General features: G+C 62.1%; 23 protein-coding genes. 12 read left to right on the top strand and 11 right to left on the bottom strand.

Features of this window, described 5'->3' with window-relative positions:
- Nucleotides 1-42: 42 nt before the first annotated feature.
- From NUH87_RS23645 to NUH87_RS23620, 6 genes are all read right to left on the bottom strand, one after another.
- Entirely contained in the window at nt 43-1,389 is a 1,347-nt protein-coding gene (locus NUH87_RS23645) for a carbohydrate porin (RefSeq protein WP_338522900.1), read from the bottom strand.
- An 88-nt stretch (nt 1,390-1,477) separates the two neighbouring features.
- The gene (locus tag NUH87_RS23640; protein ID WP_338522899.1) at nt 1,478-2,638 is read right to left on the bottom strand and encodes a sn-glycerol-3-phosphate ABC transporter ATP-binding protein UgpC; all 1,161 of its coding nucleotides are present in this window, start codon (nt 2,636-2,638) and stop codon (nt 1,478-1,480) included.
- Nucleotides 2,639-2,640: 2 nt separating this feature from the next.
- A complete protein-coding gene (locus tag NUH87_RS23635) occupies nt 2,641-3,486 on the bottom strand; it encodes a carbohydrate ABC transporter permease (protein ID WP_040070267.1) in 846 nt (281 codons plus the stop codon).
- On the bottom strand, nt 3,479-4,387 hold the full coding sequence (locus NUH87_RS23630; RefSeq protein ID WP_040070268.1) for a carbohydrate ABC transporter permease: 909 nt from the start codon (nt 4,385-4,387) through the stop codon (nt 3,479-3,481). The genes NUH87_RS23635 and NUH87_RS23630 overlap by 8 nt, the downstream gene beginning before the upstream one ends.
- A 109-nt stretch (nt 4,388-4,496) precedes the next feature.
- Nucleotides 4,497-5,783, bottom strand: coding sequence for an ABC transporter substrate-binding protein (locus NUH87_RS23625; protein ID WP_338522898.1), 1,287 nt, complete (start codon nt 5,781-5,783; stop codon nt 4,497-4,499).
- Nucleotides 5,784-5,888: 105 nt separating this feature from the next.
- Entirely contained in the window at nt 5,889-7,172 is a 1,284-nt protein-coding gene (locus NUH87_RS23620; protein WP_338522897.1) for an AGE family epimerase/isomerase, read from the bottom strand.
- 306 nt (nt 7,173-7,478) lie between these two features.
- Here NUH87_RS23620 and NUH87_RS23615 point away from each other — a divergent pair, with 306 nt between their 5' ends.
- A complete protein-coding gene (locus NUH87_RS23615; RefSeq protein WP_338522896.1) occupies nt 7,479-8,123 on the top strand; it encodes an AP2/ERF family transcription factor in 645 nt (214 codons plus the stop codon).
- Here the strand turns inward: NUH87_RS23615 and NUH87_RS23610 are convergent.
- The 4 genes from NUH87_RS23610 to edd are packed head-to-tail and all read right to left on the bottom strand — an operon-like array spanning nt 8,092 to nt 13,112.
- Nucleotides 8,092-9,552 carry a HAMP domain-containing sensor histidine kinase gene (locus NUH87_RS23610; protein WP_338522895.1) on the bottom strand — a complete coding sequence of 487 codons (1,461 nt, stop codon included), beginning with the start codon at nt 9,550-9,552 and terminating at the stop codon, nt 8,092-8,094. The two genes, NUH87_RS23615 and NUH87_RS23610, sit on opposite strands and share 32 nt — an antisense overlap.
- Nucleotides 9,542-10,273, bottom strand: coding sequence for a response regulator (locus NUH87_RS23605; RefSeq protein ID WP_040070273.1), 732 nt, complete (start codon nt 10,271-10,273; stop codon nt 9,542-9,544). The genes NUH87_RS23610 and NUH87_RS23605 overlap by 11 nt, the downstream gene beginning before the upstream one ends.
- Before the next feature lie 56 nt (nt 10,274-10,329).
- Entirely contained in the window at nt 10,330-11,289 is a 960-nt protein-coding gene (locus NUH87_RS23600) for a glucokinase (protein ID WP_338522893.1), read from the bottom strand.
- Nucleotides 11,286-13,112: a phosphogluconate dehydratase gene (edd, locus tag NUH87_RS23595; RefSeq protein ID WP_338522892.1), complete on the bottom strand. Its 1,827-nt coding sequence runs from the start codon at nt 13,110-13,112 to the stop codon at nt 11,286-11,288. The genes NUH87_RS23600 and edd overlap by 4 nt, the downstream gene beginning before the upstream one ends.
- Before the next feature lie 212 nt (nt 13,113-13,324).
- On the opposite strand from edd, the gene gap reads away from it, so the two are divergent.
- From gap to NUH87_RS23580, 3 genes are all read left to right on the top strand, one after another.
- Nucleotides 13,325-14,326: a type I glyceraldehyde-3-phosphate dehydrogenase gene (gene gap, locus NUH87_RS23590; protein ID WP_040070276.1), complete on the top strand. Its 1,002-nt coding sequence runs from the start codon at nt 13,325-13,327 to the stop codon at nt 14,324-14,326.
- Nucleotides 14,327-14,358: 32 nt separating this feature from the next.
- Complete coding sequence (locus NUH87_RS23585) at nt 14,359-14,823, top strand: methylglyoxal synthase (RefSeq protein WP_338522891.1); 465 nt, start codon at nt 14,359-14,361, stop codon at nt 14,821-14,823.
- A 163-nt stretch (nt 14,824-14,986) separates the two neighbouring features.
- Nucleotides 14,987-15,496 (top strand): OB-fold protein, encoded by a 510-nt coding sequence (locus NUH87_RS23580; protein WP_338522890.1) that lies wholly within the window; start codon nt 14,987-14,989, stop codon nt 15,494-15,496.
- A gap of 130 nt (nt 15,497-15,626) precedes the next feature.
- Here the strand turns inward: NUH87_RS23580 and NUH87_RS23575 are convergent, their stop codons facing one another.
- The gene (locus NUH87_RS23575; protein WP_338522889.1) at nt 15,627-16,055 is read right to left on the bottom strand and encodes a hypothetical protein; all 429 of its coding nucleotides are present in this window, start codon (nt 16,053-16,055) and stop codon (nt 15,627-15,629) included.
- A 456-nt stretch (nt 16,056-16,511) separates the two neighbouring features.
- Between NUH87_RS23575 and NUH87_RS23570 the strand changes: the two genes are divergently transcribed.
- The 8 genes from NUH87_RS23570 to NUH87_RS23535 all read left to right on the top strand — a co-directional run bounded on the left by NUH87_RS23570 (nt 16,512) and on the right by NUH87_RS23535 (nt 24,925).
- The gene (locus NUH87_RS23570) at nt 16,512-17,066 is read left to right on the top strand and encodes a hypothetical protein (protein WP_338522888.1); all 555 of its coding nucleotides are present in this window, start codon (nt 16,512-16,514) and stop codon (nt 17,064-17,066) included.
- Nucleotides 17,067-17,098: 32 nt separating this feature from the next.
- Complete coding sequence (locus NUH87_RS23565; RefSeq protein ID WP_338522887.1) at nt 17,099-17,584, top strand: hypothetical protein; 486 nt, start codon at nt 17,099-17,101, stop codon at nt 17,582-17,584.
- Between the two features lie 246 nt (nt 17,585-17,830).
- The gene (locus NUH87_RS23560) at nt 17,831-18,349 is read left to right on the top strand and encodes an RNA polymerase sigma factor (RefSeq protein ID WP_338522886.1); all 519 of its coding nucleotides are present in this window, start codon (nt 17,831-17,833) and stop codon (nt 18,347-18,349) included.
- Nucleotides 18,350-18,459: 110 nt separating this feature from the next.
- A complete protein-coding gene (locus NUH87_RS23555) occupies nt 18,460-19,440 on the top strand; it encodes a FecR family protein (RefSeq protein WP_338522885.1) in 981 nt (326 codons plus the stop codon).
- 117 nt (nt 19,441-19,557) lie between these two features.
- The gene (locus NUH87_RS23550) at nt 19,558-22,143 is read left to right on the top strand and encodes a TonB-dependent receptor (protein WP_338522884.1); all 2,586 of its coding nucleotides are present in this window, start codon (nt 19,558-19,560) and stop codon (nt 22,141-22,143) included.
- A gap of 115 nt (nt 22,144-22,258) precedes the next feature.
- Nucleotides 22,259-22,867, top strand: coding sequence for a biliverdin-producing heme oxygenase (locus NUH87_RS23545; protein WP_338522883.1), 609 nt, complete (start codon nt 22,259-22,261; stop codon nt 22,865-22,867).
- Nucleotides 22,868-23,072: 205 nt separating this feature from the next.
- Nucleotides 23,073-23,480: a YbaN family protein gene (locus NUH87_RS23540; protein WP_338526917.1), complete on the top strand. Its 408-nt coding sequence runs from the start codon at nt 23,073-23,075 to the stop codon at nt 23,478-23,480.
- Nucleotides 23,481-23,572: 92 nt separating this feature from the next.
- The gene (locus NUH87_RS23535) at nt 23,573-24,925 is read left to right on the top strand and encodes a CoA transferase (RefSeq protein WP_338522882.1); all 1,353 of its coding nucleotides are present in this window, start codon (nt 23,573-23,575) and stop codon (nt 24,923-24,925) included.
- Nucleotides 24,926-25,084 lie beyond the last annotated feature (159 nt).

Raw genomic sequence — 25,084 nt, 5'->3', positions numbered from 1 at the left:
CGCAAGATGCGCACATAGAGAGAGAGCTTACCAGCCGAGGCCTTAGAAGACCGACTGAATTTTCAGACCGGCCACCACAGCGTTGTCGACTTGATTCACGCCACCCGGGTGGGTGACGTACTGCAGGTTGGGACGTACGGTCAGCCAGTTGGTGACGTGGAAGCCGTAGTTGATCTCGTAGTTGTACTCGGTGTTGCGCAGTGGCGAGAACAGCGGGTCGTTGTAGTCGCTGACGCCAAGGGCGGTGTTTTGCAACTCGGCGTTTTTCCTCACGTCCTCGTTGACATGGATACGGGCGAAACCGATCCCGACGTCATCCTTCGGACGCGCATCGAACGGCCCCTTGTACACGAACATCAGCGACTGGTAGTTGTCGACGAGGTTGGTGGCCTTGTCGTGGAAGGTCGCGTTGGCCGCGATGTTCAGACCGCGGGAAGCGTCGCCGTTGTGGCTGGTGAGTTGCTGCTGCGCAACGAACCAGTAACCGTGCTTGCTGTCGTGGACACGATAGGGCTGCCCCGTCGTTGCGGCATTCCCGCCATTGGCGTCCTTGAGCACGTCATTAGCCGGAGCCGCGCTTTTGTAGTAACCGACACGGTATTCGCCCGGCAGGTCGTTGACCTTCGGCGACCAGACCAGTTCGACCGGCAAGACGGTGCCCTTGGTGCCGCTACCGCTGAGCTTGAAGCCGTTGCCGTGCTCCAGTTGCGACGGGTTCTGGTTGTACGCACCGATCTGCGCATACAGCTCAGGCGTGATGTTGTACTTCACGCGAATGGCGGCCTGGCTGACGGGCCAGTTGAACCAGGTGTTGACATAGTTACCCACCTGGGAGCCACAGAAAGACAGGTTCTGGAAGTCGCAAGGGAAGGTGTTGAAGTCTTCGCCTTCGCCGAAGTAACCGGCCTTGACGTCCAGTTTATTGTCGAAGAACTGATGCTGGATCCACAATTGGGTCAGACGGACCATATGGCCACGACCGTAGACTTCCATGGAGGAACTCAGGGTGCCGGCACGCGGATCGCCGACACGGTCATTGGAGATGTTCTGACCGTTGCGGTTGGTCAGCTCGATCTTGGCCTGGGTGTTATCCCAGCCCCACAGTTTTTGCAGGTCCAGCGCCGCCCCCAGGCCGAACTGGTCACTGTAGCGCGCCGTCTTGTCGTGGTTATAGCCGCCGCCCAGGTTGCCGCCCACTTCACCGACGTAATCCGCCTTGATGTCGATACCTTGCTCGATCAGCTTGGTCCGCTCGCCACCCCAGTCGCCGGTCATCCACTTCGAGTCGGCGCTGAAAGCGTCGGCCGCCATGGCATTGCCAGCCAGGACCAGTGTTGCCGCCGCCGACAATTGGCAGAACAGGCGGGTATTGACGTGTCGCTTTTTCATCCCTACATCCTCGTCTTATTGTTATTAACTGCTTTATCTAACGCGGTTACATCGACTGCGACGCGGGGCGAACCCCGCGTTACGAATTTCAGCGGCCCTTGAACTGCGCCACGTTGTCGGCATGCACCTGGGCCTGCGGCTTGCCCACCACCCCCAGGCGCTCGCCGGTCTGGGCGTCGAACAGCAACACCTTGGCCGGATCGAATTGCAGGGTCAGGGTTTCGCCCACCTGCGGCGCCACGTCCGGCGCCAGTCGGCAGCAGACCTTGGTGTCGTTGAGGTTGACGAACACCAGGGTGTCGGGACCGGTCGGCTCGGTGACCTGCACCTCGGCACGGATGCTCGGCAGCCCGTTGGACTCGCCCTGCATCAGGCCGATCTGCTCCGGGCGCATGCCAAGGATCACTTCACGGTCCTCCAGACCGGCATCGGTCATGCCCATCGGCAACTCGCAACGGGCCTGGCCGCTGTCGAGCAAGGCCAGCAGGCGGCCGTCCTTGCGCTGCAGGCGCAGGGGGATGAAGTTCATCGGCGGCGAACCGATGAAGCTGGCGACGAACAGGTTTGCCGGATCGTTGTAGATCTGCTTGGGCGTGCCGAACTGCTGGATGATGCCGTCCTTCATCACCGCCACCTTGTCGCCCAGGGTCATGGCTTCGATCTGGTCGTGGGTCACGTAGACCGTGGTGGTTTTCAGGCGCTGGTGCATCAGTTTCATTTCGGTGCGCATCTCGACCCGCAGCTTGGCGTCGAGGTTGGACAGCGGTTCGTCGAACAGGTAGATCTTCGGCCGCCGAGCCAGGGCACGACCCATGGCGACCCGTTGCTGCTGGCCGCCGGACAACTGGCCGGGCTTGCGATTGAGCAAGTGCTCGATCTGCAGCAGCTTGGCGACTCGCGCGACCTCCTCGTCGATGGCCGACTGGCTCATCTTGCGGATTTTCAGGCCGAACTCGATGTTCTCGCGCACGCTCATGGTCGGGTAGAGCGCATACGACTGGAACACCATGGCGATGTCGCGGTCCTTCGGGCTCATGCCGCTGACGTCCTGGTCACCGATCATGATCGCGCCGCCGGTGATGTTCTCCAGGCCCGCGATGCAGTTCATCAGCGTTGACTTGCCGCAGCCCGAAGGCCCCACCAGGATCAGGAACTCGCCGTCCGAGATCGACAGTTCGATGTTCTTCAGGGTGTCCGGCAGGCCGGCGCCGTAGGTCTTGTTTACATTGCGAAGTTCGAGCGTTGCCATGATTACCCCTTGACCGCGCCGGCCGTCAGCCCGCGCACGAAATACTTGCCTGCGACCACATAGACCAGCAGGGTCGGCAGCCCGGCGATCATCGCCGCTGCCATATCAACGTTGTATTCCTTGACCCCGGTACTGGTGTTGACCAGGTTGTTCAGCGCCACCGTGATCGGTTGCGAATCACCGCTGGAGAACACCACGCCGAACAGGAAGTCGTTCCAGATCTGGGTGAACTGCCAGATCAGGCAGACCATGATGATCGGGGTCGACATCGGCAGAATGATCCGCCGGAAGATGGTGAAGAAACCCGCGCCATCCAGGCGTGCCGCCTTCACCAGCGCATCGGGAATGCTGACGTAGTAGTTACGGAAGAACAGCGTGGTGAACGCCAGCCCGTAGACGATATGCACGAACACCAGGCCGGTGGTGGTGCTGGCCAGGCCCATCTTGCCGAGGGTGAACGAGGCCGGCAGCAGCACGGTCTGGAACGGCAGGAAGCAGCCGAACAGCAACAGGCCGAAGAACAACTGCGAACCGCGAAAGCGCCACATCGACAACACGTAGCCGTTCAACGCACCGATCGCGGTGGAGACCAGGACCGCCGGAACGGTGATCTTGATCGAGTTCCAGAAGTAACCGTTGACCGTGCCCCAGGCCTTGACCCAGCCGATGTCGGTGACCACCGTTGGCCAGCTCAGCAGGTTGCCGGTGCTGATGTCTTCCGGCGACTTGAAGCTGGTCAACAGCATGACCACCAGCGGTACCAGATAGAGCAGCACGGCGAGGAGCAGCACCGCGTAGATGGCAATGCGGCTCAGGCTGATGGACGGTTTGTAGGCGAGACTAGTCATGACGCTTGGCCCTCAGCTCGGAGTACAGGTAAGGCACGATGATCGAGAGAATCGCACCGAGCATCAGGATCGCACTGGCCGAGCCCATGCCCATCTGGCCGCGACTGAAGGTGAACGAATACATGAACATGGCGGGCAGGTCGGACGAGTAACCCGGGCCACCGGCTGTCATCGCCGCCACCAGGTCGAAACTCTTGATCGCGATGTGCGCCAGGATCATCACCGCACTGAAGAACACCGGACGCAGGCTGGGCAGCACCACTTTCCAGTAGATCGTGGGCATGCTCGCGCCATCGATCTGGGCGGCACGAATGATCGATTGATCGACACCGCGCAGACCGGCCAGGAACATCGCCATGATGAACCCCGAGGCCTGCCAGACCGCGGCAATCACCAGGCAATACACCACGCGATCAGGGTCGATCAGCCAGTCCAGGCGGAAGCCTTCCCAGCCCCAGTCACGCAGCAGCTTGTCCAGGCCCATGCCCGGGTTGAGCAGCCATTTCCAGGCGGTACCGGTGACGATCATCGAGAGCGCCATCGGGTACAGGTAAATGGTGCGGATGAAACCTTCGCGACGGATGCGCTGGTCGAGGAACACCGCCAGCAGCACGCCGATCACCAGGGTGACAGCAATGAACAACCCGCCGAAGACCGCCAGGTTCTTGCTCGCCACCCACCAGCGGTCGTTGTCGAACAAGCGTGCGTATTGCGCCAGGCCTACCCATTGGTAGGTCGGCAGGAAAGTCGAGTTGGTGAACGACAGTACGAACGTCCACAGGATATAGCCATAGAAGCCCACCAAGACGATGAACATGCTGGGCGCCAGCACCAGTTTGGGTAGCCAGCGCTGCAACGCATCGAACGGCGAGGCCTTGCTGAACACAGCAACAGAACTCATGGGAAGCATCCACTTGAATCGGTTTGATCCAGGCCACAGCCGTGCCTGAAACCCGGTGAGGTTCCAGTGACACGAACTGCGGCTGGGGCCTACGTGTTACGCCAAGGATTTACTTGGCAGACTTGACCGCTGCGCCGAGTTTCTTGGCGGCATCGACAGGGTCGGCTTTCGGGTCGTTGATGTAGTTGGTCACGACATCAAAGAACGCCCCTTGCACGGCCAGCGTGGTCGCCATGTTGTGCGCCATGCTCGGCTGCAGGCCGCCGGTCTTGGCATCCGCCAGGAAGTCCTTGGCGGCGACCTGGGCGCAGGAGTCGAAACCGTATTTGCCCATGTCGCTCAGCATGTCGTTACGAACCGGGATCGAGCCCTTGTTGATGCTGAAGACTTTCTGGAAGTTATCCCCCAGGACGACCTTGGCGATATCCTGCTGGCCCGCCGCGGTGCCCTTGTCTTTCTGCTTGAACACCACCAGGGAGTCGATGTTGTAGGTGAAGGCTTTTTCGGTGCCTGGGAAGGCTACGCATTCGTAGTCCTTGCCGGCGACTTTCTTGGCCGCCGTCCACTCGCTCTTGGCCCAGTCACCCATGACCTGCATGCCGGCCTTGCCGTTGATGACCTTGGCCGCTTCCAGGTTCCAGTCCTGGCCTTTGCCGTCGACGTCCATGTAGGTCGCGACTTTCTTCAGCTCGGTCAGCGCCTTGACCATTTCAGGACCGGTCAGGGCCGCGTTATCCAGGTCGACCAGGGCTTTCTTGTAGCCATCAACCCCCATGACCGAGAGTACGACGGCTTCGAAAACGGTGCTGTCCTGCCAAGGCTGACCGCCGTGGGCAAGCGCAATGAAACCCGCGGCCTTGAGCTTGTCGCCGGCAGCGTCGAATTCCTGGAGGGTGGTCGGCGCTTTTTCGATGCCGGCTTTCTTGAAGACTTCAGGGTTGATCCACAGCCAGTTGACGCGGTGGATGTTCACCGGCACGGCCACGTAGTTACCGTTGTACTTCACGGTATCGGAGACTTTCTTGTCGAGCAGGCCGTCCCACTTCTCTTCCTGGGCAGCGCCCTTCAGGACATCGGTGTCGAGCAGCCCGGTAGACGCCCATTCCTGGATGTCCGGCCCCTTGACCTGCGCCATGGCCGGAGGGTTGCCGGCGACGGCACGGCTCTTGAGCACGGTCATGGCGGTGGCACCGCCGCCGCCGGCTACGGCGCCGTCTTTCCAGGTGAAACCGTCTTTTTCAACTTGGGCCTTGAGGACATCGACCGCGGCTTTCTCACCACCGGAAGTCCACCAGTGAACGACTTCCACGGACCCTTTCGAGTCAGCGGCCATAGCACTGAGAGGAAACAACGAGGCGAGGGAAACGACAGCGGCGAGGCGGGAAATCGAATTCATCTGTAGTACCTTTCTTGTTGTTATGCATGCAAGCCTGGTGCTTGCGCTGCATGGGATTTTAGTCAAGGCAAGGCCCCTCGCGGGTAACGAAGGGACGTGCAAATGTCACGACATGGTGACATGAGTTGCGCTGCCATTATCACCCGAAGACTGCCGGGCCAGAGCGCTCGCGAGGCTTTTAGCCAGTGGCAGGCCGGGAAGCAGTACTGCTTGAAAGGCATGATAGAGGTCAGGCTTGCCGCCCCAGATCTTCGCATCGGGTCGGTTGTGCTCATCCAGTTCGTGATGCCAACTGCCCAGCACCCGGTCGATGAAATGCACGTCGATGAAATCCCAGAAGCGTCGATACCAGGTTTCGTACTGCGCCTCGCCCGTGCGCCGGAGCAGGGCGGCGGCCGTGGCGCTGGCTTCGGCGTGGGTCCAGTGCAGGCGCTGGCGGACCACCGGGCGGTTGTGCCAATCCAGTGTGTAGACAATGCCCGCGACACCATCGGCCTGCCAGCCGTAACGGCAGGCGCTGTCGAACAGAGCGCGGGCATCGTCCAGCAACCAGTCGGGGGTCAATAGGCCCGCTTGGCGGCGAGCGGCCTCCAGGTGCAGCACCAGGCGCGCCCACTCGAAACCGTGGCCCGGCGTTGTGCCATAGGGACGAAAGCCGTCCGCCGGGTTGTCGTGGTTGTACTCGCGCAGCGGTTGCCACTGGCGGTCGAAATGCTCGATGACCATGAAATCGTTGGCGGCGGCGTGAGTGTGGATCACCCGCTCGACGATACGCAGCGCGCGGTCCAGCCAGCGGCTGTCGCCGGTGACATCCGCCAGGGCGAGAAAAGCCTCGGTGCCGTGCATGTTGCTGTTGGCGCCGCGATAAGCCTCTTCCTGCTGCCAATCACGGGCAAAGGACTCACGCAGGGCGCCCTCCTCCTCGCTCCAGAAATGCGTCTCGAGCACCCGGATCGCTTCGGCCAGCAGACGCGGGGCATCGGCGCTGCCGGCCACCACCGCGGAACTCGCGGCCAGGGCGACAAAGGCATGCAGGTAAGCAGCCTTGCCACTGTTGCCATCGCGATGCCCGGGCGCTGCATACCAGCCACCGTGGACCGCATCGCGCAAGGCCCCCCAGAGGGCGGCGACACCGTGATCGACCAGCGCCAGGCAACCGGGAATCCCCTGGATATGGGCCATGGCGAAACTGTGGGTCATGCGCGCGGTGTTCATGGTTTCGGCCATGGCGCCGTCCGCCAGGCGCCCGTGCGCGTCGAGATTGCCGAAGCCTTCGGCCAGGCGCGAGGCCCTGGCAAACGCCAGCAGCCGCCGGCCCTCGGCCAGCAACCAGGCACGATGCGCAGGAGCGTTGAGCCAACTGCTGAAGGGCAGTTCAAGGGTGTCCATCCGAGTACCTTTCTTGTTGTCAGGGTCGAAACCGTTATCGGGCGATTCTAGCCAGCCGACCTTCGTCATCAGGTCACGAAGCCCCGCGCAAATGTCACCACTTGGTGACAAAGGCACAGGGGAAAGAGCGCTTCGAATCAGCGCTTCGGAAAGTAGGAAAATTGCTGAATAAGTCGTTTCCCTTTCCCGTGTAGGAGTGATCCCTAACGTCTTTTCCCACGTTGAAGCACTCCTTTACTTAGGCGAATCTGCTGCACGTCTTCATTCCAAATGCGCCGGTCGAGCGCCCACGAGGAGGTGTGTTCCATGGTTGCCCCCCATCTGCGCAACCCCCGCCAATGCTGCATCTTCCCGCTCTACAACGAGCAAGGCCTGTGTGCCTGGAAGGTCGAGGTCATGCGGGGCGGCGCCCGGTTGGGCGGGGTCTTCAGCTTCGCCGAGTGTGGCGGCGAGGGACCGGCCCGGAGCATGGCCGAGTCCTGTCGCAACGCCCTGGTGCTGAAAATGCAGCCGTCGCAGAGCTATGCCGAGCGCCAGCGGCTGATGCCCCACAACACCAGCGGTCATCCCGGGGTGATCCGGGTCGAGACGAACCATACCGGCTACTGGCGGGCCAGCACGCGGATTCATGGCTACTGCCTGAGCCGCAGTTTCAGTGTCCGCCGCCACGGCGAAGAACAGGCCAAGCGCCTGGCGCTACGTGAGCGCGAACGCCAGCTGGCCCTGTGCAACGAACCCTATGAACAGGCGATGGAAGCCTTGCAACGCTACTTCAGCCAGAGCAACAGCCGCGTGCGCGAGCACCGCATCCGCGCCGCCATGGCACGGCCGCGGGAGGTTCGGGCCTCAGCCGATATCCTCGCGCCGGACTCGTTCGAGCCGGCGCTGAACATCAGCCCGGAACAGGCGCTCCTGTCGATCAGTCGGCATTTCGCGGCAAGTACAAAGTAACCCGCAGCCCGCCTTCGCGCAGGTTCTGCAAGCTCACCTCGCCGCCATGGCTGTGGGCGATATTGCGCGCAATCCCCAGCCCCAGACCATAGCCCTGCTGCTGGCCGGACAAGCGAAAATGCGGCTCGAACACCTGCTCCAGGCGCTGCTCGGGCACTCCCGGACCTTCGTCATCGACGTGCAGCACAAAGGCCACCTCATCGTCTTCGACGCGCAGATGGGCCTTGTCACCATACTTGAGGGCGTTGTCGATCAGGTTGCCCATGCAGCGCCGCAACGCCAGCGGCTTGCCGGGAAAGGCCGCGAGGGCACGACCGTCGAGCGTCACCCGACCGTTGCCGTTGGGCGGCAGGTAGGGTTCGATCAGGCAATCGAGGGCATGGTTGAGGTCCACCGGTTCGATGTTCTCGTGGATATCGGTGTCCTTCACGCATTGCAGCGCGCCCTTGACCAGCATCTCCAGCTCATCGAGATCCCGCCCGAACTTGTACTGCAGTTGCTCGTCCTCCAGCAACTCGACCCGCAGCCGCAGGCGAGTGATGGGGGTGCGCAGGTCGTGGGAAATGGCACTGAACAGTTGGCTGCGCTCGGTCAGGTAACGGCTGATGCGCTCACGCATGGCGTTGAGGGCCCGTCCCACCTCCACGACTTCGCTGCCGCCGCCCTCGGCCACCGGCCGCACCTGCGCATCGCCCAGCGACATGTCCCGCGCCGCCCGTGCCAGGCGCTTGAGGGGCCGACTCTGCCAGTGCACCAGCAGGCCGATGAACAACAGCAGGAAGCCGCTGGTCAAGACAATGAACCACACCTGCTGGGACGGCAGGCCTTCCTCTTCCAGGCTGGTGTAAGGCTCCGGCAGCAAGGAGGCTATGTACAGCCATTCGCCGGGGGCCATCTGGATCTGCGTCACCAGCACCGGCGGATTGACCGGTTCCAGGGTCAGCGCATAGTGGGCCCAGGAACGCGGCAGCTCATCCAGTTTCAGGCCACCGTTGAAGATCCGCAGGTCGTCGGGGCTGACGAATTGCACCGAGATATCCACCTCGTTGCCCAGCGCCTGGCGCAGCACCTCGTGCACGGCTTCGAGCACCGCCGTCTTGCGTGGAGTGGCCGGCAGCAGGCGCATGTCCAGGGGTTTGTCATTGAGGGTGACGACAAAACGCGTACCACCCATGCTGCGCAATTGATCGAGCACCAGGGGACGATAGGCCAGTGGCAGAGAGCGCAGGTAGCTGACACTGGCGGTCATCGAATGGGCCAGGCTGCGGGCACTGGTGACCAGCCCTTCGAGCTGCGTGGCGCGCAACTGCGAGAGCCAGATCACGCTGGACAGCGTCTGGGCGATCAACACCGCCAGCAGGGTCAGCAGCAGCATGCGCCCCAGCAGCGAGCGCGGAACCGGCAGGCGCCGGCGCAGCTCAGAGAGCATTGGCCGGGGTGACGTTGGCCGCCAGCTGATAGCCGCTGCCGCGCACGGTACGAATCAGCCGCGGCGGCTTGTCGGTGTCACGCAGGCGTTGGCGCAGGCGACTGACCGCCATGTCGACGATCCGGTCCAGGGGCATCAGGTCACGTCCACGGGTGGCATTGCCGATGGTGTCGCGGTCGAGGATTTCCTGGGGATGATCGAGAAACAGCTTGAGCAGGGCGAAGTCCGCGCCAGAGAGAATCACTTCTTCGCCGTCGAGATGGAACAGTCGGTGACTGACCGTGTCCAGGCGCCATTCGTCGAAGGCCAGGACCTCGCTGCCGCCGCGCTCCTGGCCGAACTGGGCACGGCGCAACAGGGCCTTGATCCGCGCCTGCAACTCCCGGGGGCTGAAGGGCTTGCCCAGGTAGTCATCGGCGCCCAGCTCCAGGCCGATCACCCGATCGGCCTCGTCGGAACTGGCGGTGAGCATGATGATCGGCACCTGGGCCTGGCGCGGATGCTGGCGCACCCAGCGGCACAGGCTGAAGCCGTCCTCGTCGGGCAGCATGACGTCGAGGATCACCAGGTCGCTGGGGGCATCGTTGAGGGCCTGGCGAAAGCCGGCGCCATCGCCGACGGTACGCACCTGGAAACCGGCACGGCTGAGGTAGGTGTCCAGCAACTCACGGATTTCCTGATCGTCGTCGACCAGGAGAATGGACTTACTGAATACGCTCACGAAAATCGTCCTTGTTGTTGTGGGGAGGACAGAAATGCGGATTATGCCTTAATCGATTAAGCCGTGAAGGCCTGCTGCAACGCCACCCCCGCGCCAATCAGCCCGGAATAGGGTGCCGTCACCAGCCACACCGGAATCCCCTTGAAGTAATCGCTCATGCAACCTTTGTCGGCGAAGCTTCTGGCAAAACCGCTGTTGATGAAAAAGTCGGCAAACCGCGGGATCACCCCGCCGACGATATACACCCCGCCGCGCGCGCCCGTGGTCAGCACGTTGTTGCCCGCCACCCGGCCCAGCCAGCAACTGAACTGCTCCAGCACTTCCCGGGCAATCGGATCGCCGGCCAGACCGGCCGCGGTGATCGACTCAGGGGTTTCCAGCACCGGCACATGCCCGTCCACCGCGCAGATCGCCCGGTACACCCGTGGCAAGCCGCCGCCACTCAAGGCGGTCTCGGCGCTGACATGACCGATCTCACTGTGGATATGCTGCCAGAGCTGGGTCTCGCGCGGGCTGCTCAGGGGCAGGTCGACATGCCCGCCCTCCCCCGGCAAGGCCATGAAGCGCTGCTCGCCCAGGTCCAGCAAGGTGCCCACGCCCAGCCCGGTGCCGGGCCCGATCACCACCGCCGGACGCAAGGGTTCCGGCGTGCCTTCGCAGACTACCCGGTAATCCCCCGGTTCCAGCCGGGTCATGCCCAGGGCCATGGCGGAAAAGTCGTTGACCAGCAACAGCTCGTCGACCTGCAAGGTCTCGCAGAAGGTACGGCGGCTCAGCCGCCAGTGGTTATTGGTGAAACGGAACTCGTCGCCACCCACAGGACCCGCCACCGACAGGCACACGGCGCCGACCGAGCCCGGCGCCAGGCCGAGGCCGTCGAGGTAGACCTTGATGGCCTCCTCGGGACTGGCGTAATCGACGGTCGCCAAGACCTTTACCGAATCCAGGGCATTGTCCTTCCACAGCGCGAACCGCGCATTGGTCCCGCCGATATCCCCTACCAACGCCAACTTCATTCAAGGTGCTCCAGGGCCGAAGTGAACGCGCTGGCGCCCTGCTCCGCCGAGCTGAAGGCCATGCGCATGAAGCCGAAGAGTTCACGGCCGCAGCCGATATTATTACCCAACAGGCCGACCGCAGGCTCGCGCGCGGCGAATTCGGCGTCGTCCACCAGTACCCGCAAGGTGCCCTTGACACCGTCCACGCGAATCATGTCGCCGTCGCGGACCCGCGCCAGCGCACCACCGACATGGGCTTCGGGACAGACATGGATGGCCGCCGGGATCTTGCCCGAGGCCCCTGACATGCGCCCGTCGGTGACCAGCGCGACCTTGAAGCCACGGTCCTGCAGCACGCCGAGGAACGGGGTCATCTTGTGCAGTTCGGGCATGCCGTTGGAGCGCGGACCCTGGAAGCGCATCACCGCAACGAAATCCTTCTCCAGCAAGCCGGCCTTGAACGCATCGGCCAGGTCCTGCTGGTCCTGGAACACCACCGCCGGGGCTTCGACGATCTGGTGCTCCAGCGCCACGGCGGAGACTTTCATCACGCCACGCCCGAGGTTGCCTTCCATCACCCGCAGGCCGCCTTCGGGGGAGAAGGCACGGGCCACCGGGCGCAGGATGTTTTCATCGAGGCTTTCGATCGGCCCGTCGCGCCAGACCAGTTGACCGTCCTGCAGGAACGGTTCCTGGGTGTAGCGGCTCAGGCCGTGACCGGCCACGGTGTTGACGTCTTCGTGCAGCAGGCCGGCTTCCAGCAGTTCGCGGATCAGGAATGCCATGCCGCCCGCCGCCTGGAAGTGGTTGATATCGGCCTTGCCGTTCGGATAGACGTGGGACAGGGTCGGCACCACCTCGGAGAGGTCGGCCATGTCCTGCCAGGTCAGTTGGATACCGGCCGCCTGGGCAATCGCCGGCATGTGCAGGGTGTGGTTGGTGGAGCCGCCGGTGGCATGCAGGGCCACGATGGAGTTGACCAGCGAACGCTCGTCGACGATCTCGCCCAGGGGCATGAAGCTGCCGCTCTGCTTGGTCAGGCGGGTGATCTGGTGCGCCGCTTCACGGGTCAGGGCATCGCGCAGCGGGGTATTGGGGTTGACGAAGGACGCGCCCGGCAGGTGCAGGCCCATCACCTCCATCAGCAACTGGTTGGTGTTGGCGGTGCCGTAGAAGGTGCAGGTGCCCGGGCTGTGGTAGGACTTCATCTCCGACTCCAGCAGCTCCTCGCGGCTGGCCTTGCCTTCGGCATAGCGCTGGCGCACGTCGGCTTTTTCCTTGTTGGAAATCCCCGAGACCATCGGCCCACCGGGCACGAAGATGGTCGGCAGGTGACCGAAGCGCAAGGCCCCCATCAACAGGCCGGGGACGATCTTGTCGCAGATGCCGAGCATCATCGCCGCGTCGAACATGTTGTGGGACAGGGCCACGGCGGTGGACATCGCGATCACTTCGCGGCTGGCGATGCCCAGCTCCATGCCCGGCTCGCCCTGGGTCACGCCGTCGCACATGGCCGGTACGCCGCCGGCGAACTGGCCGACCGAGCCGATCTCGCGCAACGCCTGCTTGATCTGTTCCGGATAGGTTTCGTAGGGCTGGTGCGCGGAGAGCATGTCGTTATATGACGAAACAATCGCCACGTTGGCGGCGTTCATCAGACGCAGGCTCTGCTTGTCGTCGCTGCCACACCCGGCCACGCCGTGGGCGAAGTTCGCGCATTGCAGCTTGCCGCGCATTGGGCCGTCACTGGCGGCACCGCGAATCAGTGCCAGATACGCCTGGCGAGTGGCGCGGCTGCGGGCGACAAGCCGTTCGGTGACCTCAAGGACGCGGGGATGCATGTGTTGAACTCCAGGCTAACGGATGTGGCGACCTGTGGTTCCAAGCTGACCGAAAGCCTCGTACGACGGGGCTTTGCAATCATTCGGACCCGTTGATCCAGGTCACTCGTTGTAGATAAAACAAAATATTGCCACTAAAAAGGCTTGTTTTCTATTTTTTTGCGAATAATCTTGTAATTCCAACAACAAAATTATGACAGGCACGTCCCCAAATGACTCTACGAATCGCAATCAACGGATTTGGCCGCATCGGCCGCAACGTACTGCGTGCACTCTATACCCAAGGTTACCGCCAGGACCTGCAGGTCGTCGCCATCAACGACCTGGGCGACAGTGCCATCAATGCCCATCTGCTCAAGTACGACACGGTTCACGGCACCTTTGATGCCAGCGTAGAGCATGACGCTGAAAGCCTGACCGTCAACGGCGACCGGATTGCCGTCAGCGCGATCCGCAACCCGGCCGAACTGCCCTGGGCCGCCGAGAAGATCGACGTGGTCTTCGAATGCACCGGTCTGTTCACCGACCGTGCCAAGGCCGCCGCGCACCTGAGCGCCGGCGCCCGCAAAGTGATTATTTCCGCACCGGCCAAAGGTGCCGATGCCACCGTGGTGTACGGGGTCAACCATGACATCCTGCGCTCATCGCACCAGATCATTTCCAACGCGTCGTGCACCACCAACTGCCTGGCCCCGGTGGCCCAGGTGCTGCACCGCGAACTGGGCATCGAAAGTGGCCTGATGACCACCATCCATGCCTACACCAACGACCAGAACCTGACCGACGTCTACCACACCGACCCGTACCGCGCCCGTTCGGCGACCCAGAACATGATCCCGAGCAAGACCGGCGCCGCCGAAGCCGTGGGCCTGGTGCTGCCGGAACTGGCGGGCAAGCTGACCGGCATGGCCGTGCGCGTGCCGGTGATCAACGTTTCCCTGGTGGACCTGACCGTGCAGCTCAAGCGCGAGGCCACGGCCGATGAGGTCAACGCCCTGCTCAAGGAAGCCAGCCGGCATTCGAAGATCCTCGGCTACAACACCCTGCCGCTGGTTTCCAGCGACTTCAATCACAACCCGCTGTCGTCGATCTTCGACGCCAACCACACCAAGGTCAGCGGCAAGCTGCTCAAGGTCCTGGCCTGGTACGACAACGAGTGGGGCTTCTCCAACCGCATGCTGGATAACTGCCTGGCGCTGTGCAACGCCGAATAACCGCGGAACGAGGAACAGGCGTGGAGCCACCGATGATAGGGATCAGCTTTACCCATACCACCATGGCGGCGCGCAAGCGCATCGCCCTGGTGGCCCACGACAACTGCAAAGTGTTTCTGCTGGACTGGGCCGAGCGCCAGAAAGACCGCCTGGCCCAGCATGAGCTGGTGGCCACCGGCACCACCGGCTTGCTGCTGAACAAGCGCCTGGGGTTGCCGGTGGAAAGCATGATCAGCGGCCCGTTGGGCGGCGACCAGCAACTGGGCGCACGCATCGCCGAGCAGCGGGTGGACATGCTGGTGTTCTTCTGGGATCCGTTCGAACCGCAGCCCCACGACCCGGATATCAAGGCGTTGCTGCGGGTCGCGGCGGTGTGGAACATTCCGGTGGCCTGCAACGAATGCACCGCCGACTACCTGCTCAGTAGTCCGCTGATGGAGCAGGCGCATGAGTATCGGGTGCCTGATTACAACGCGTATCTGGCGGCAAGACGTTAACGTCGGTTAGCCAGGCTGAACACGATCCCTTGTAGACGAACCAGTTAGTGGCACGTTGCCTTGCTTCGCTTCCGAGTATCCGAGAGAATCCCGACGCCCTAGCGTTTTGGCGCTATGGCAGGGAAGCGTTAATGGAAGTCACTTACTGGGTAGGGAGAAGGACGTGAAAAAACTGTTCAAATGGGTTGGTATCGTTTTGGGTTGCCTGATCGCAATCTCACTCATCTCGAACGCCATGAAATCCCCAGAGCAAAAACAGGCGGACGCTGCAGCTCGGGAACAAAAACAGGCTCAACAAGCCGCCGCCGATCAGGCCCAGGCTCAGGCAGCACAAGACAAGGCGAAGCAGGAAGTGGCGGCCATGCCCGCTGTCACGGCCAAAGCTATTGCAGTGGCTTATAACGAGAACACCGTGGCGGCCGACCAACAGTTCAAAGGCAAGAAGTTCAAAGTCTCGGGCACCGTCGCCGATATCAGCACCAACTTCATGGGCGCCCCTTACCTGACGCTGGTTGGCGGTGTGAACCAGTTCATGGAACCGCAGTTCGCCTTCGAAAAAGAAGACGCCCCTAAGCTGGCTCCGCTGAAAAAAGGCGCCAAAGTCACCCTGCTGTGTGTCGGCAAGGGCGATGTCGCCAAGATCCCGATGTCGGACTCCTGCATACTGCTCTGATTCACAGGATTGACCTCTTCAGCCACCCGGACAGGGCTCAAATGCTGTAAGCATTGATTTCGCCGGGGGACATACGAAGTGTTGAAAAAGCCCGCCTTTGGCGGGCTTTTTTCGTTTTCGCCTACCGGTTTCAGTCGAATGAAGGTGATGCGCGATCAGATGCACGCGAACCTTCCAGCAACGCATCCACCACCGCACGCGCCACCTCAACCGAATGCAGCATGCCCCAGAACAGCGCCCGCTCGACGGGGTTGGTATGCAAGCTGATTTCGTCGCCATTGAGTTCCGCCGTTTCGAGCAGATTCGAAACGTAGGTCAACGCATCCTGAGCATTGATACCTGGCTGGATGGCAAACAGCGTGGGCTTGTACGGGGCTTCGGGGATGACGGGTTTGGAGCAGGTGAACGAGAGGGTATCGAGCAAATGGGGTGTATTGGCCGGAACCGGCTCAGACTCGGTTGAAGAGTCATCAGAGATTTTTCGCAGATATATCGTTTTGTCGACTGTACTTGGCGCTTTGCGAGTAAGAGATAGATCGGGAGTCATTTTCTTTGTCATCGTGACGCTCCTTAAACAACCGCTTTCGCGGCGTTGTGCGCCTTTGCTTAACTCCGGGCTGCAAACCCCGTATCGCTGAACTTTCAGCGACAACTCAACTCTAGCGCTCACCTTTTGCGCACGCAATACCCTCCAATACCTGAAGCATGTAGGAAACATGAGACTCTTTTGCAATCCTTCTCATGCACCTATGAATTGAGCATGAAATAGGAAATACCCTACAACTTTTCGGGAGGCTGTCATGGCGGACGCCTCGTGCCGAAGGATTTGGACTACAGAATAAACCCACCTATATTCGCCAAGGTTATTTATAAAATCGTATCGATACTAAAAAATCAACACAACCTATCCGTTCGGCCAGTTTCCAAAGCAAGAAAAAGCCTGCCTAATATTTACTTACAAGTTGACTCACCCTCTTCACACCTCGCACTACTGCTGCAACATCAGGAGTCATAAATGAGCATCAGCATCTCCAGCCTTCTATACAAATATACTCCGACACCCGTCGCTAAATCATCCGTATCACCACCGGAAAGGAAGGAGGGCTTTGCACTCCCCTCTTCCACCAGCGCAGCAAAAAAAGAAGACACCGTCAGCTTGCCCAATTTAAACCTGAACATAACGCTCCCACTAAAAAATCCCCGTCCCCCAATCGCCATAGCCGATATGGATTTGGATACCCAACTCAAAGCGGCGATGATACCGAGCTGGTTAGGTACTTTTTATAGTAGAACGCCAGCGACCTTCGGATCGCGAGGTGATTACATAGAACCTGAAAATGTTAAATTTCTGAATCTAACATCGGGCGAGCGGGATGAGTACTTCATACTACTAAACTCAATAGAGCACGATCTATATGAGCAAAACAACCTCACCAACCCAATAGACTGCTACGAAGCCTACTGTTCCCCGACCGCAAACGAAGCGTTTCATCAAGATTTCATCAACAGAATTAAAGACAACCCTAGAATGTTTGAACTTGTAAAAAAGCTGGGCATCCTACTTTCTTAAACTTGCCCCCCCAAAAAACTGAGCACCTAAAAATGAAAAAATTCTTTATCGCGATGACTATCTGCTTATTGCCGATTACGGTTTTTGCTCAAAGCCCTATTCTTGCCTCGCTTCAAGCGCAGGGCATCCAGATTACAACCTTGAGCGATCAAGATTTAAGTCACATCAGAGGCGCCTCAAGAATCACGGGGCAATCGCCACCAAGCGTTACAACCGGCCTGAAGATCTACAATGTAAAACTGAATCGATTTGGCAACGAACATGACTACAGATCCTACCGAATAATGGGCAGTGAATGGGACCCGCACGCGAAAAAAACCCATTTCGAAAATGGTGTCGAATACAAAATTTTCGGTGATCGCTGGCTGGCCGACAAATCGAGCGGCACCGATTGGAGCATGAGCAATGCGACAGAGGTTGATTACCACTACCAAGCTCTGGATCGTGACGGCGCACCCTTCAATTTCGGCTGGAGGGAAACCAGTTGGAGTCGACCAATTTCAACTTTTTCCTGGTGACACGCGAATAAGAGCCACACATTTCAAGATGTGTGGCTTTTTAGTATCTGACGAACAGCCGTTCAATTCAGATTTGCATTGCCCATCAGGACGCCATCGCCAGCAAGCCGGCTCCTACAGTAGATCGGTGCTGGTTCCGAGCCACCGGTTGCCTCGGGTTCTGTAGGGACAGGGAACACATTAGGGCTTGACCAACAAAGCAGATGATAAGCATTATCATTAACTTGCAATCGGTCCGGTGCCTCCGTGAGTCAGTCCCACTTCAATACTGTCTTCCTCGCCCAGCGTGTCACGCTGCTGCGCACCTTGCAGCGCATGGTCAACAATCCCAGCACCGCCGAGGATCTGCTGCAGGAAACCTACCTGCGGGTCACCCGTGCCCTGAGCGAACGCCCGGTGGATCACCTGGAACCCTTCGTCTTCCAGACCGCCCGCAACCTGGCGCTGGACCATCTGCGCGCGCTGCGTGTCCAGTCGCGCACCCTGATGGACGACGTGCCGCTGGATGTCATGCAGAATGTCGCCGCCCCCCTGAGCACGGCGGAAGACGCCACCCACGCCGAGCAGATGCTCAAGCGCCTGAGCGTCAGCCTCGGCCAGTTGAGTGCGCGCCAGCAGCAGATTTTCATCCTCAGCCGCCTCCACGGCTGCAGCTACCAGGAGATCGCCGAACGGCTCGACGTCTCCCTGAGCACCGTGCAAAAGGAACTCAAGCTGATCATGGCAATCTGTGTCGGAGTGGCCGAACGCTTGGATCGCCCCTAAGCTCTGGCGCCTGACAGCGTGGACGGCCAGCTCGAAAGCCCTACGGCTCTATCGCTCAAAATCATAAGATCGTTGAACCAAACCGTGGCAAACGTTGCCGAGGAACACCCGTGACAGACAGTCAAGACTTGCGCCCTCCCGCCTCCGGGCAGGTGCCGCATGACGCAGCCATGGATCAGGCACTGGACTGGCTGATCGTCATGGAGTGCCCGACGGCCGAGCAGCAGGCCGCCTTCGACACCTGGCACGCCGCCGACCTGCGCCATGCCCAGGCCTATGCGCGGGCCAGCGCTGCCTGGAATGCGCAGCCGGTGTTCGCCACCGCCCAACTCCTGCAACAACAGCTCCTGCAACAGCGGCGACGCCCGTCACTGCTGCGGCGCCTGCGCCCACACTGGAAACCCCTGGCCACCGCCGCCGCGCTGCTGATCGCCCTCGGCAGCTATGGCAACCTGCCCTTGCGCCTGCAAGCCGATCACCTGACCGTGGTCGGCGAACGCCAGCACCTGCAACTCGAAGACGGCTCGAAAGTCCTGCTCAACACCAACTCGGCGTTCTCCAGCAGCTTCAGCGAACGGCAACACAAGGCCCGGCTGTACAAGGGCGAGGCGTTCTTCGACGTGGCCGCCGAACGCGAACAACCCCTTGAGATCGACGCCGGGCCAGTCCGCGCCAGCGTCAGCGATACCAGCTTCGCCGTGCGCTACCTCGATGGCGAGGCGCAGGTGCAGGTCCAGCGCGGCGATGTCGACCTGCGCACCCTCGACGACAGCGCCCGCCTGCGCCTGTCCGCCGGCAACAGCGTGCGGGTCGGTCCCCACGGCTTCGGTCCCCCGGAAAAACTCGATGCACAGAAGGACCTGGCCTGGGTCCAGGGCCGGCTGGTGTTCGAAAACTGCCCGCTGAACCAGGTACTGGCCGAACTGCGGCGCTACTACCCCGGCTGGATCGTCAACAACAACGAGCACCTGGCCCAGGTCGCCGTCACCGGCAACTACCGCCTGGACAAGCCCCTGGACGTGGTCCGCGCCCTGGCCCAGATCACCTCCGCCAAGCTCTCGGAGTACCCGGCGCTGGTCATTCTCAACTGAGCAGAATTATTTTTACGCGATAGCCACCGGTGATTCGTCTCGTTATAGCCAATGCAAGTGATTCGCATTTGAGTCACGCACTACCTATAACGATTCGTCCACCCGGGAGCGCTATCGATGCCCACTCGTTTCACCTCCAAGACCCGCACCGGCGGTCTGCAACACGGCACCTTGTCCTTGCTGACCGCCGCCATCCTGCTGGCCGGCGTACAAGCGACACCGGTGCTGGCGGCCGGTACCGCCGAACCACCGGCCAGGAGCCTGGGCAACTACAGTTTCTCCATCGCACAACAACCCCTGGTGTCGGCGCTCAACGACTTCACCTCGATCACCGGCTGGCAGGTCGGCTTGCCCGCCGAGCTCGGCCAGGACGTGGCGTCGCCGGGTGTGCGCGGCGCACTGCCGCCGGAAAAGGCCCTGGAGCGCCTGCTGGTCGGCACCAACCTGAGCTACCGCAAAGTCGGCGATAACAGCATCGTCCTGGAAAAGCGCGTCGGCGGCAGTGCCCTGAACCTGGCGCAGGTGACCATCAGCGCCACCCGCCAGGAGCAGGACGTCAGCTCGGTGCCCAATACCGTGACAGTGAAGGACCGCCAGCAACTCGATCGCCAGAACGTCAATACCATCAAGCAACTGGTCCGTGACGAACCCGGCGTCTCGGTGGGCGGTACCGGCCAGCGTGGTGGCGGCATCAGCAACTACAACATCCGTGGCATCGACGGCGACCGGATCCTGACCCAGGTCGACGGCATCGAGATTCCCGACAGTTTCTTCAACGGCCCTTACGCCAACACCCGGCGCAACTACGTCGACCCGGAAATCATCAAGCGCGTGGAGATCCTCCGCGGCCCGGCCTCGGTGCTCTACGGCAGCAGCGCCATCGGTGGCGCGGTGAGCTACTACACCCTCGACCCGGACGACATCATCAAGCCAGGCCAGGACGTCGGCGCCCGGCTGAAGAGTGGCTACAGCTCCGCCGATAACAGCTGGCTGACCTCCGGCACCGTCGCCGCACGCAGCGGCGATCTCGATGGCCTGCTGCACCTGAGCCAGCGCAACGGACGTGAGACCGAGTCCTATGGCGATACCGGCGGCACCGGTCTGAACCGCACCGCGGCGAACCCGGAGAAAGCCCGTGCTACCAACGTACTGGCCAAGTTGGGGTGGAACTACAACGACGACTCGCGCCTGGGCCTGACCTACGAGCGCTACAAGGACGATATCGATACCAACCAGCGCAGCGCCGTGGGTGGCCCGTTCAACTTCGGCCAGCCACTGGGCATGTACCGCTCGCGCACCGGCAACGACACCATCAGTCGCGAACGCTTCGGCCTCGAGAACAGCTTCGGCCTGGACAGTGCCGTGGCCGATCACGTCAAGCTGAGCCTGAACTACCAGATCGCGAAAACCGACCAGAGCACCCTGGAAAACTACTTCCCCTTCACCCGTAACGTCCTGCGCAACCGCGATACGGTCTACGAGGAAAAGCAGTGGGTCTTCGATGCCCAGGCCGACAAGGCCTTCAACCTCGGTGCGACCGATCACCTGCTGACCTACGGCACCACGATCAAGCAGCAGAAAGTCACCGGTTCGCGCAGCGGTTCCGGGACCTGCCTGGCCCTGGGCCGGGGCTGTACCGCCGTGGGCGCCGACAGCCCGTCCGACCGCCTGGTCAAGTCCAGCGACTTCCCGGACCCGACCATCGACAGCTACAGCCTGTTCGCCCAGGACCAGATCAGCTGGAACAAATGGACCTTCCTGCCGGGCCTGCGCTATGACTACACCCAGCTCAAGCCGCATATCACCCAGGAATTCCTCAACACCATCGCCGCGGCGGGCGGCGGTGCCGTCGACGGTTCCAACAAGACCTGGCATCGAGTCTCGCCCAAGCTCGGCCTGACCTACGCCCTGAGCGACCAGTACACCTGGTACGGCCAGTACGCCGAAGGTTTCCGCACCCCGTCGGCCAAGGCCTTGTACGGTCGCTTCCAGAACCTGAACACCGGCTATCAGGTCGCGCCCAACCCGAACCTGCAGCCGGAAAAGAGCAAGAGCTACGAGACCGGCCTGCGCGGCAGGTTCGAGTCCGGCTCCTTTGACCTGGCGGTGTTCTACAACCAGTACCGCGACTTCATCAACGAAGACGCCATCGCTCCCGGCTACACCGATCTGACCTTCCGGAGCAACAACATCAAGCACGCCACCATCAAGGGTGCCGAGCTCAAGGGTCGCCTCGACCTGGATACTTTCGGTGCACCGCAAGGCCTCTACAGCAAAGGCTCCCTGGCTTATGAGCACGGCCGCAACAACGACACCGGGCAACCGCTCAACAGCGTCAACCCACTCACCACCGTCATGGGCCTGGGCTACGACCAGGACAACTACGGCGGCCTGTTGAGCTGGACCCTGGTACAGCGCAAGCACGGGGTGGACAGCAGCAACTTCTTCTCCCCCGACGGCAAGGGCGAGCAGTTCAAGACCCCGGGCTACGGCGTGCTGGACCTGACCGGCTACTACAAGGTCAGCCACGACGTCACCGTCAACGCCGGTCTCTACAACCTGACCGACAAGAAGTACTGGAACTGGGATGACGTGCGCGGCTACGACAGCGTCGGCGAAGCCGGTGTGCTGAACCCGGCCAACCTCGAGCGCCTGACCGCGCCGGGGCGCAATTTCTCGGTCAACCTGATCTGGGATATCTGATCGAACCGCACCTCACCCGGCCGGATTTCGCGGCGCCAGGGTGAGGTTTTTTTACTGTCGCGCGTCTTCTGATTCGTCTAGTCACACAACGCCTCTCATTCTCAAGGACATCGTCATGACCACCCCGGACACCACCCAGCGCCCAAGCCTGCGCTCGCAACGCCTGAACCAGATCACCCACGAACCGCACGCCAGGCTCGATCAGTTGGTCAAGGCCCACGCCCTGTTCGAAACCCGGGCGAACTTCGCCCGTTTCGTAGTGGCCCAGTACCTGTTCCAGTCGGAGCTGGTGTCGCTGTACAACGATCCCGAACTGATCGCCCTCGTGGCGGATCTACCCGAGCGCTGCCGGGCCGAAGCGGCCAAGGCCGACCTCGCCGACCTGGACACCGAAGTGCCCGCGCCAGTGGCCGGCGCCGTGAAGCATCCGAGCAAGGCCGAGGCCCTGGGCTGGCTCTTTGTCTCCGAGGGTTCGAAGCTCGGTGCCGCGTTCCTGATCAAGCGCGCCGTGGGCCTGGGCCTCGGCGAAACCTTCGGCGCCCGCCACCTGGGTGAACCGGCTGGTGGCCGTGCCGAAGGCTGGAAGCGTTTTACCAGGACCCTCGACGGGCTGGAGTTCAGTGCCGAGGAAGAGGCGGCGGCGGAAAAAGGTGCCATCGATGCGTTCGTGCGTTTCACCGTGTTGCTGGAACGGGCCTACGCCACGGCGCCGGAACTGGCCTGATCAGGCGCCCCCGCTCCCTGTAGGAGCGAGCTTGCTCGCGATGCTCTGGAGAACGCCGCCGTGCCCCAGATACCCCGCGTTATCGTTGACGTTCATCGCGAGCAAGCTCGGCTCCTACACGGGGCGTCGCTCCACAATCTTGCGTACGTCACAACAAAGGATTCGGGGCTTGAGCCGTTCACTCCATCGCCGCACAATCGACGCCATGACCCAGCCAAAACCCTCCCCCTCCAAACTCGCCCGCGTGCTCTTCGGCCTGCTAGCCTACGTCAGCCTGGGCATCGGCCTGATCGCTATCGTCGTTCCCGGCCTACCGACCACCGAGTTCATCCTGCTGGCCGCCTGGGCCGCCACCAGGAGTTCGCCGCGCCTGAGCGCCTGGCTGGAAAACCATCGCCTGTTCGGCCCGATCCTGAGCAACTGGCGCAACGGCAAGATCATCGCCCGCCGGACCAAGGTCAGCGCCACCGTCAGCATGCTGCTCTGCGCCACACTGATGCTGGTGATGCTCGAACACGGCTGGCCGGTCTACCTGGCCATCGCCGGGATGAGCCTGGGCAACCTGTGGATCTGGTCGCGTCCGGAGCGGCTCGCCCTGCCCGACGCGTCCTGATACCCATTCGGTGCCTACGGTCCATGGCGGCACCTGACATCGACAATCGGCTGTATTTCAGGTGCAATGGCCCTTCTCACGGAGGGCCTTCGATGACCGATCTACTGACGTCCATTCAAGCCGCACTCGACCTGCCCCTTTCGCCCCCGGTCTTCACCGGCAGCGGCGTTCTGCCCTCGGCCTTCGCCGTCACCGAACTGGCCGGCGCCACCCTCGCCGCCGCCGGCCAGGCCGTGGCCGAACTGCTGCAGCAACAACGCGGACAACGCCCCGAGGTCGAAGTCGACCGCCGCCTGGCCTCCTTCTGGTTCGGTACCGCCGTGCAACCGGTGGGCTGGGAAATCCCGCCGCCCTGGGACCCGATTGCCGGCGACTACGCCAGCGCCGACGGCTGGATCCGCCTGCACACCAACGCCCCGCACCACCGCCGCGCCGCCGAGCGGGTACTGGGACCGGCCACCGATCGCAACGCCATGGCCGACAAGGTTGCCCAATGGTCCGCCGGCGAGCTGGAGCAGGCCGTGGTCGAGGCCGGGGGCTGCGCCGCGCAAATGCGCTCGTGGTCCGCCTGGAAGGAACATCCTCAAGGGCTGGCGGTGAATGCCGAAGCCCTGGTCCAGCGAACCACCCACGACAGCCATGGCCCGCGGACCTGGTTGGGTTCGCAGGCGCGTCCACTGGCGGGCATCAAGGTCCTGGACCTGACCCGCGTACTCGCCGGCCCCGTGGCCAGCCGCCTGTTGGCCGGACTGGGCGCCGATGTGCTGCGTATCGACCCACCGACCTGGGACGAACCCGCGCTGACACCGGACGTGACCCTGGGCAAGCGCTGTGCCCGCCTGAACCTGCATGACGCCGCTGACCGCGAGATCTTCGAAGGCTTGCTGGGGGGTGCCGATATCCTCCTGCACGGCTACCGCGCCGATGCGCTGGACGGGCTCGGCTACGATGCCCGGCGCCGTCAGCGCCTGGCCCCCGGCCTGATCGATGTGAGCCTGAACGCCTACGGCTGGAGCGGCCCGTGGCGCAATCGCCGGGGCTTCGACAGCCTGGTGCAGATGAGCAGCGGTATCGCCCAGGCCGGCATGCTCTGGAAACAGGCGGACAAGCCCATCCCACTACCGGTGCAGGCGCTGGACCATGGCACCGGTTACCTGATGGCGGCAGCGGCGATCCGCGCACTGACCGAACGCTTGCACAGCGGGCTGGGCGGCTCGGCACGCTTGTCCCTGGCCCGCACCGCAAAACTGCTGGTGGAACAGGGGGCGGTTAATGGCACACAGCCGCTGTCGCCCGCGCAGGCACAGGACTGGAACCCGCTGTTGGAACCCACCTCATGGGGCCCGGCGCAACGTTTGCTGGCGCCGCTGAAGGTCGGGGCGGCGCCGTTGCAATGGGCCTTTGCGGCGACGAGACTGGGGGCCCATCCGCCACAGTGGTGGTGAACCCAGGATCACCTTGGCCAGGCGCGTGAACAGCGGCTCAGCCTGTTCGCGCCTGGTGCAGGCAAAGGCGATCTCGGCACATCGCAGCACCCAGGATAACAACGCACCCAGCCGCAATTTCTCTGTCGGCCGTGACCTATCAAATACCCCACCCACTTA

The organism is Pseudomonas batumici, from assembly GCF_036585405.1.
GTDB lineage: Bacteria > Pseudomonadota > Gammaproteobacteria > Pseudomonadales > Pseudomonadaceae > Aquipseudomonas > Aquipseudomonas batumici.
The sequence above is the reverse complement of the archived record's forward strand: the minus strand, read 5'-3'. Positions and strand labels throughout refer to the sequence as shown.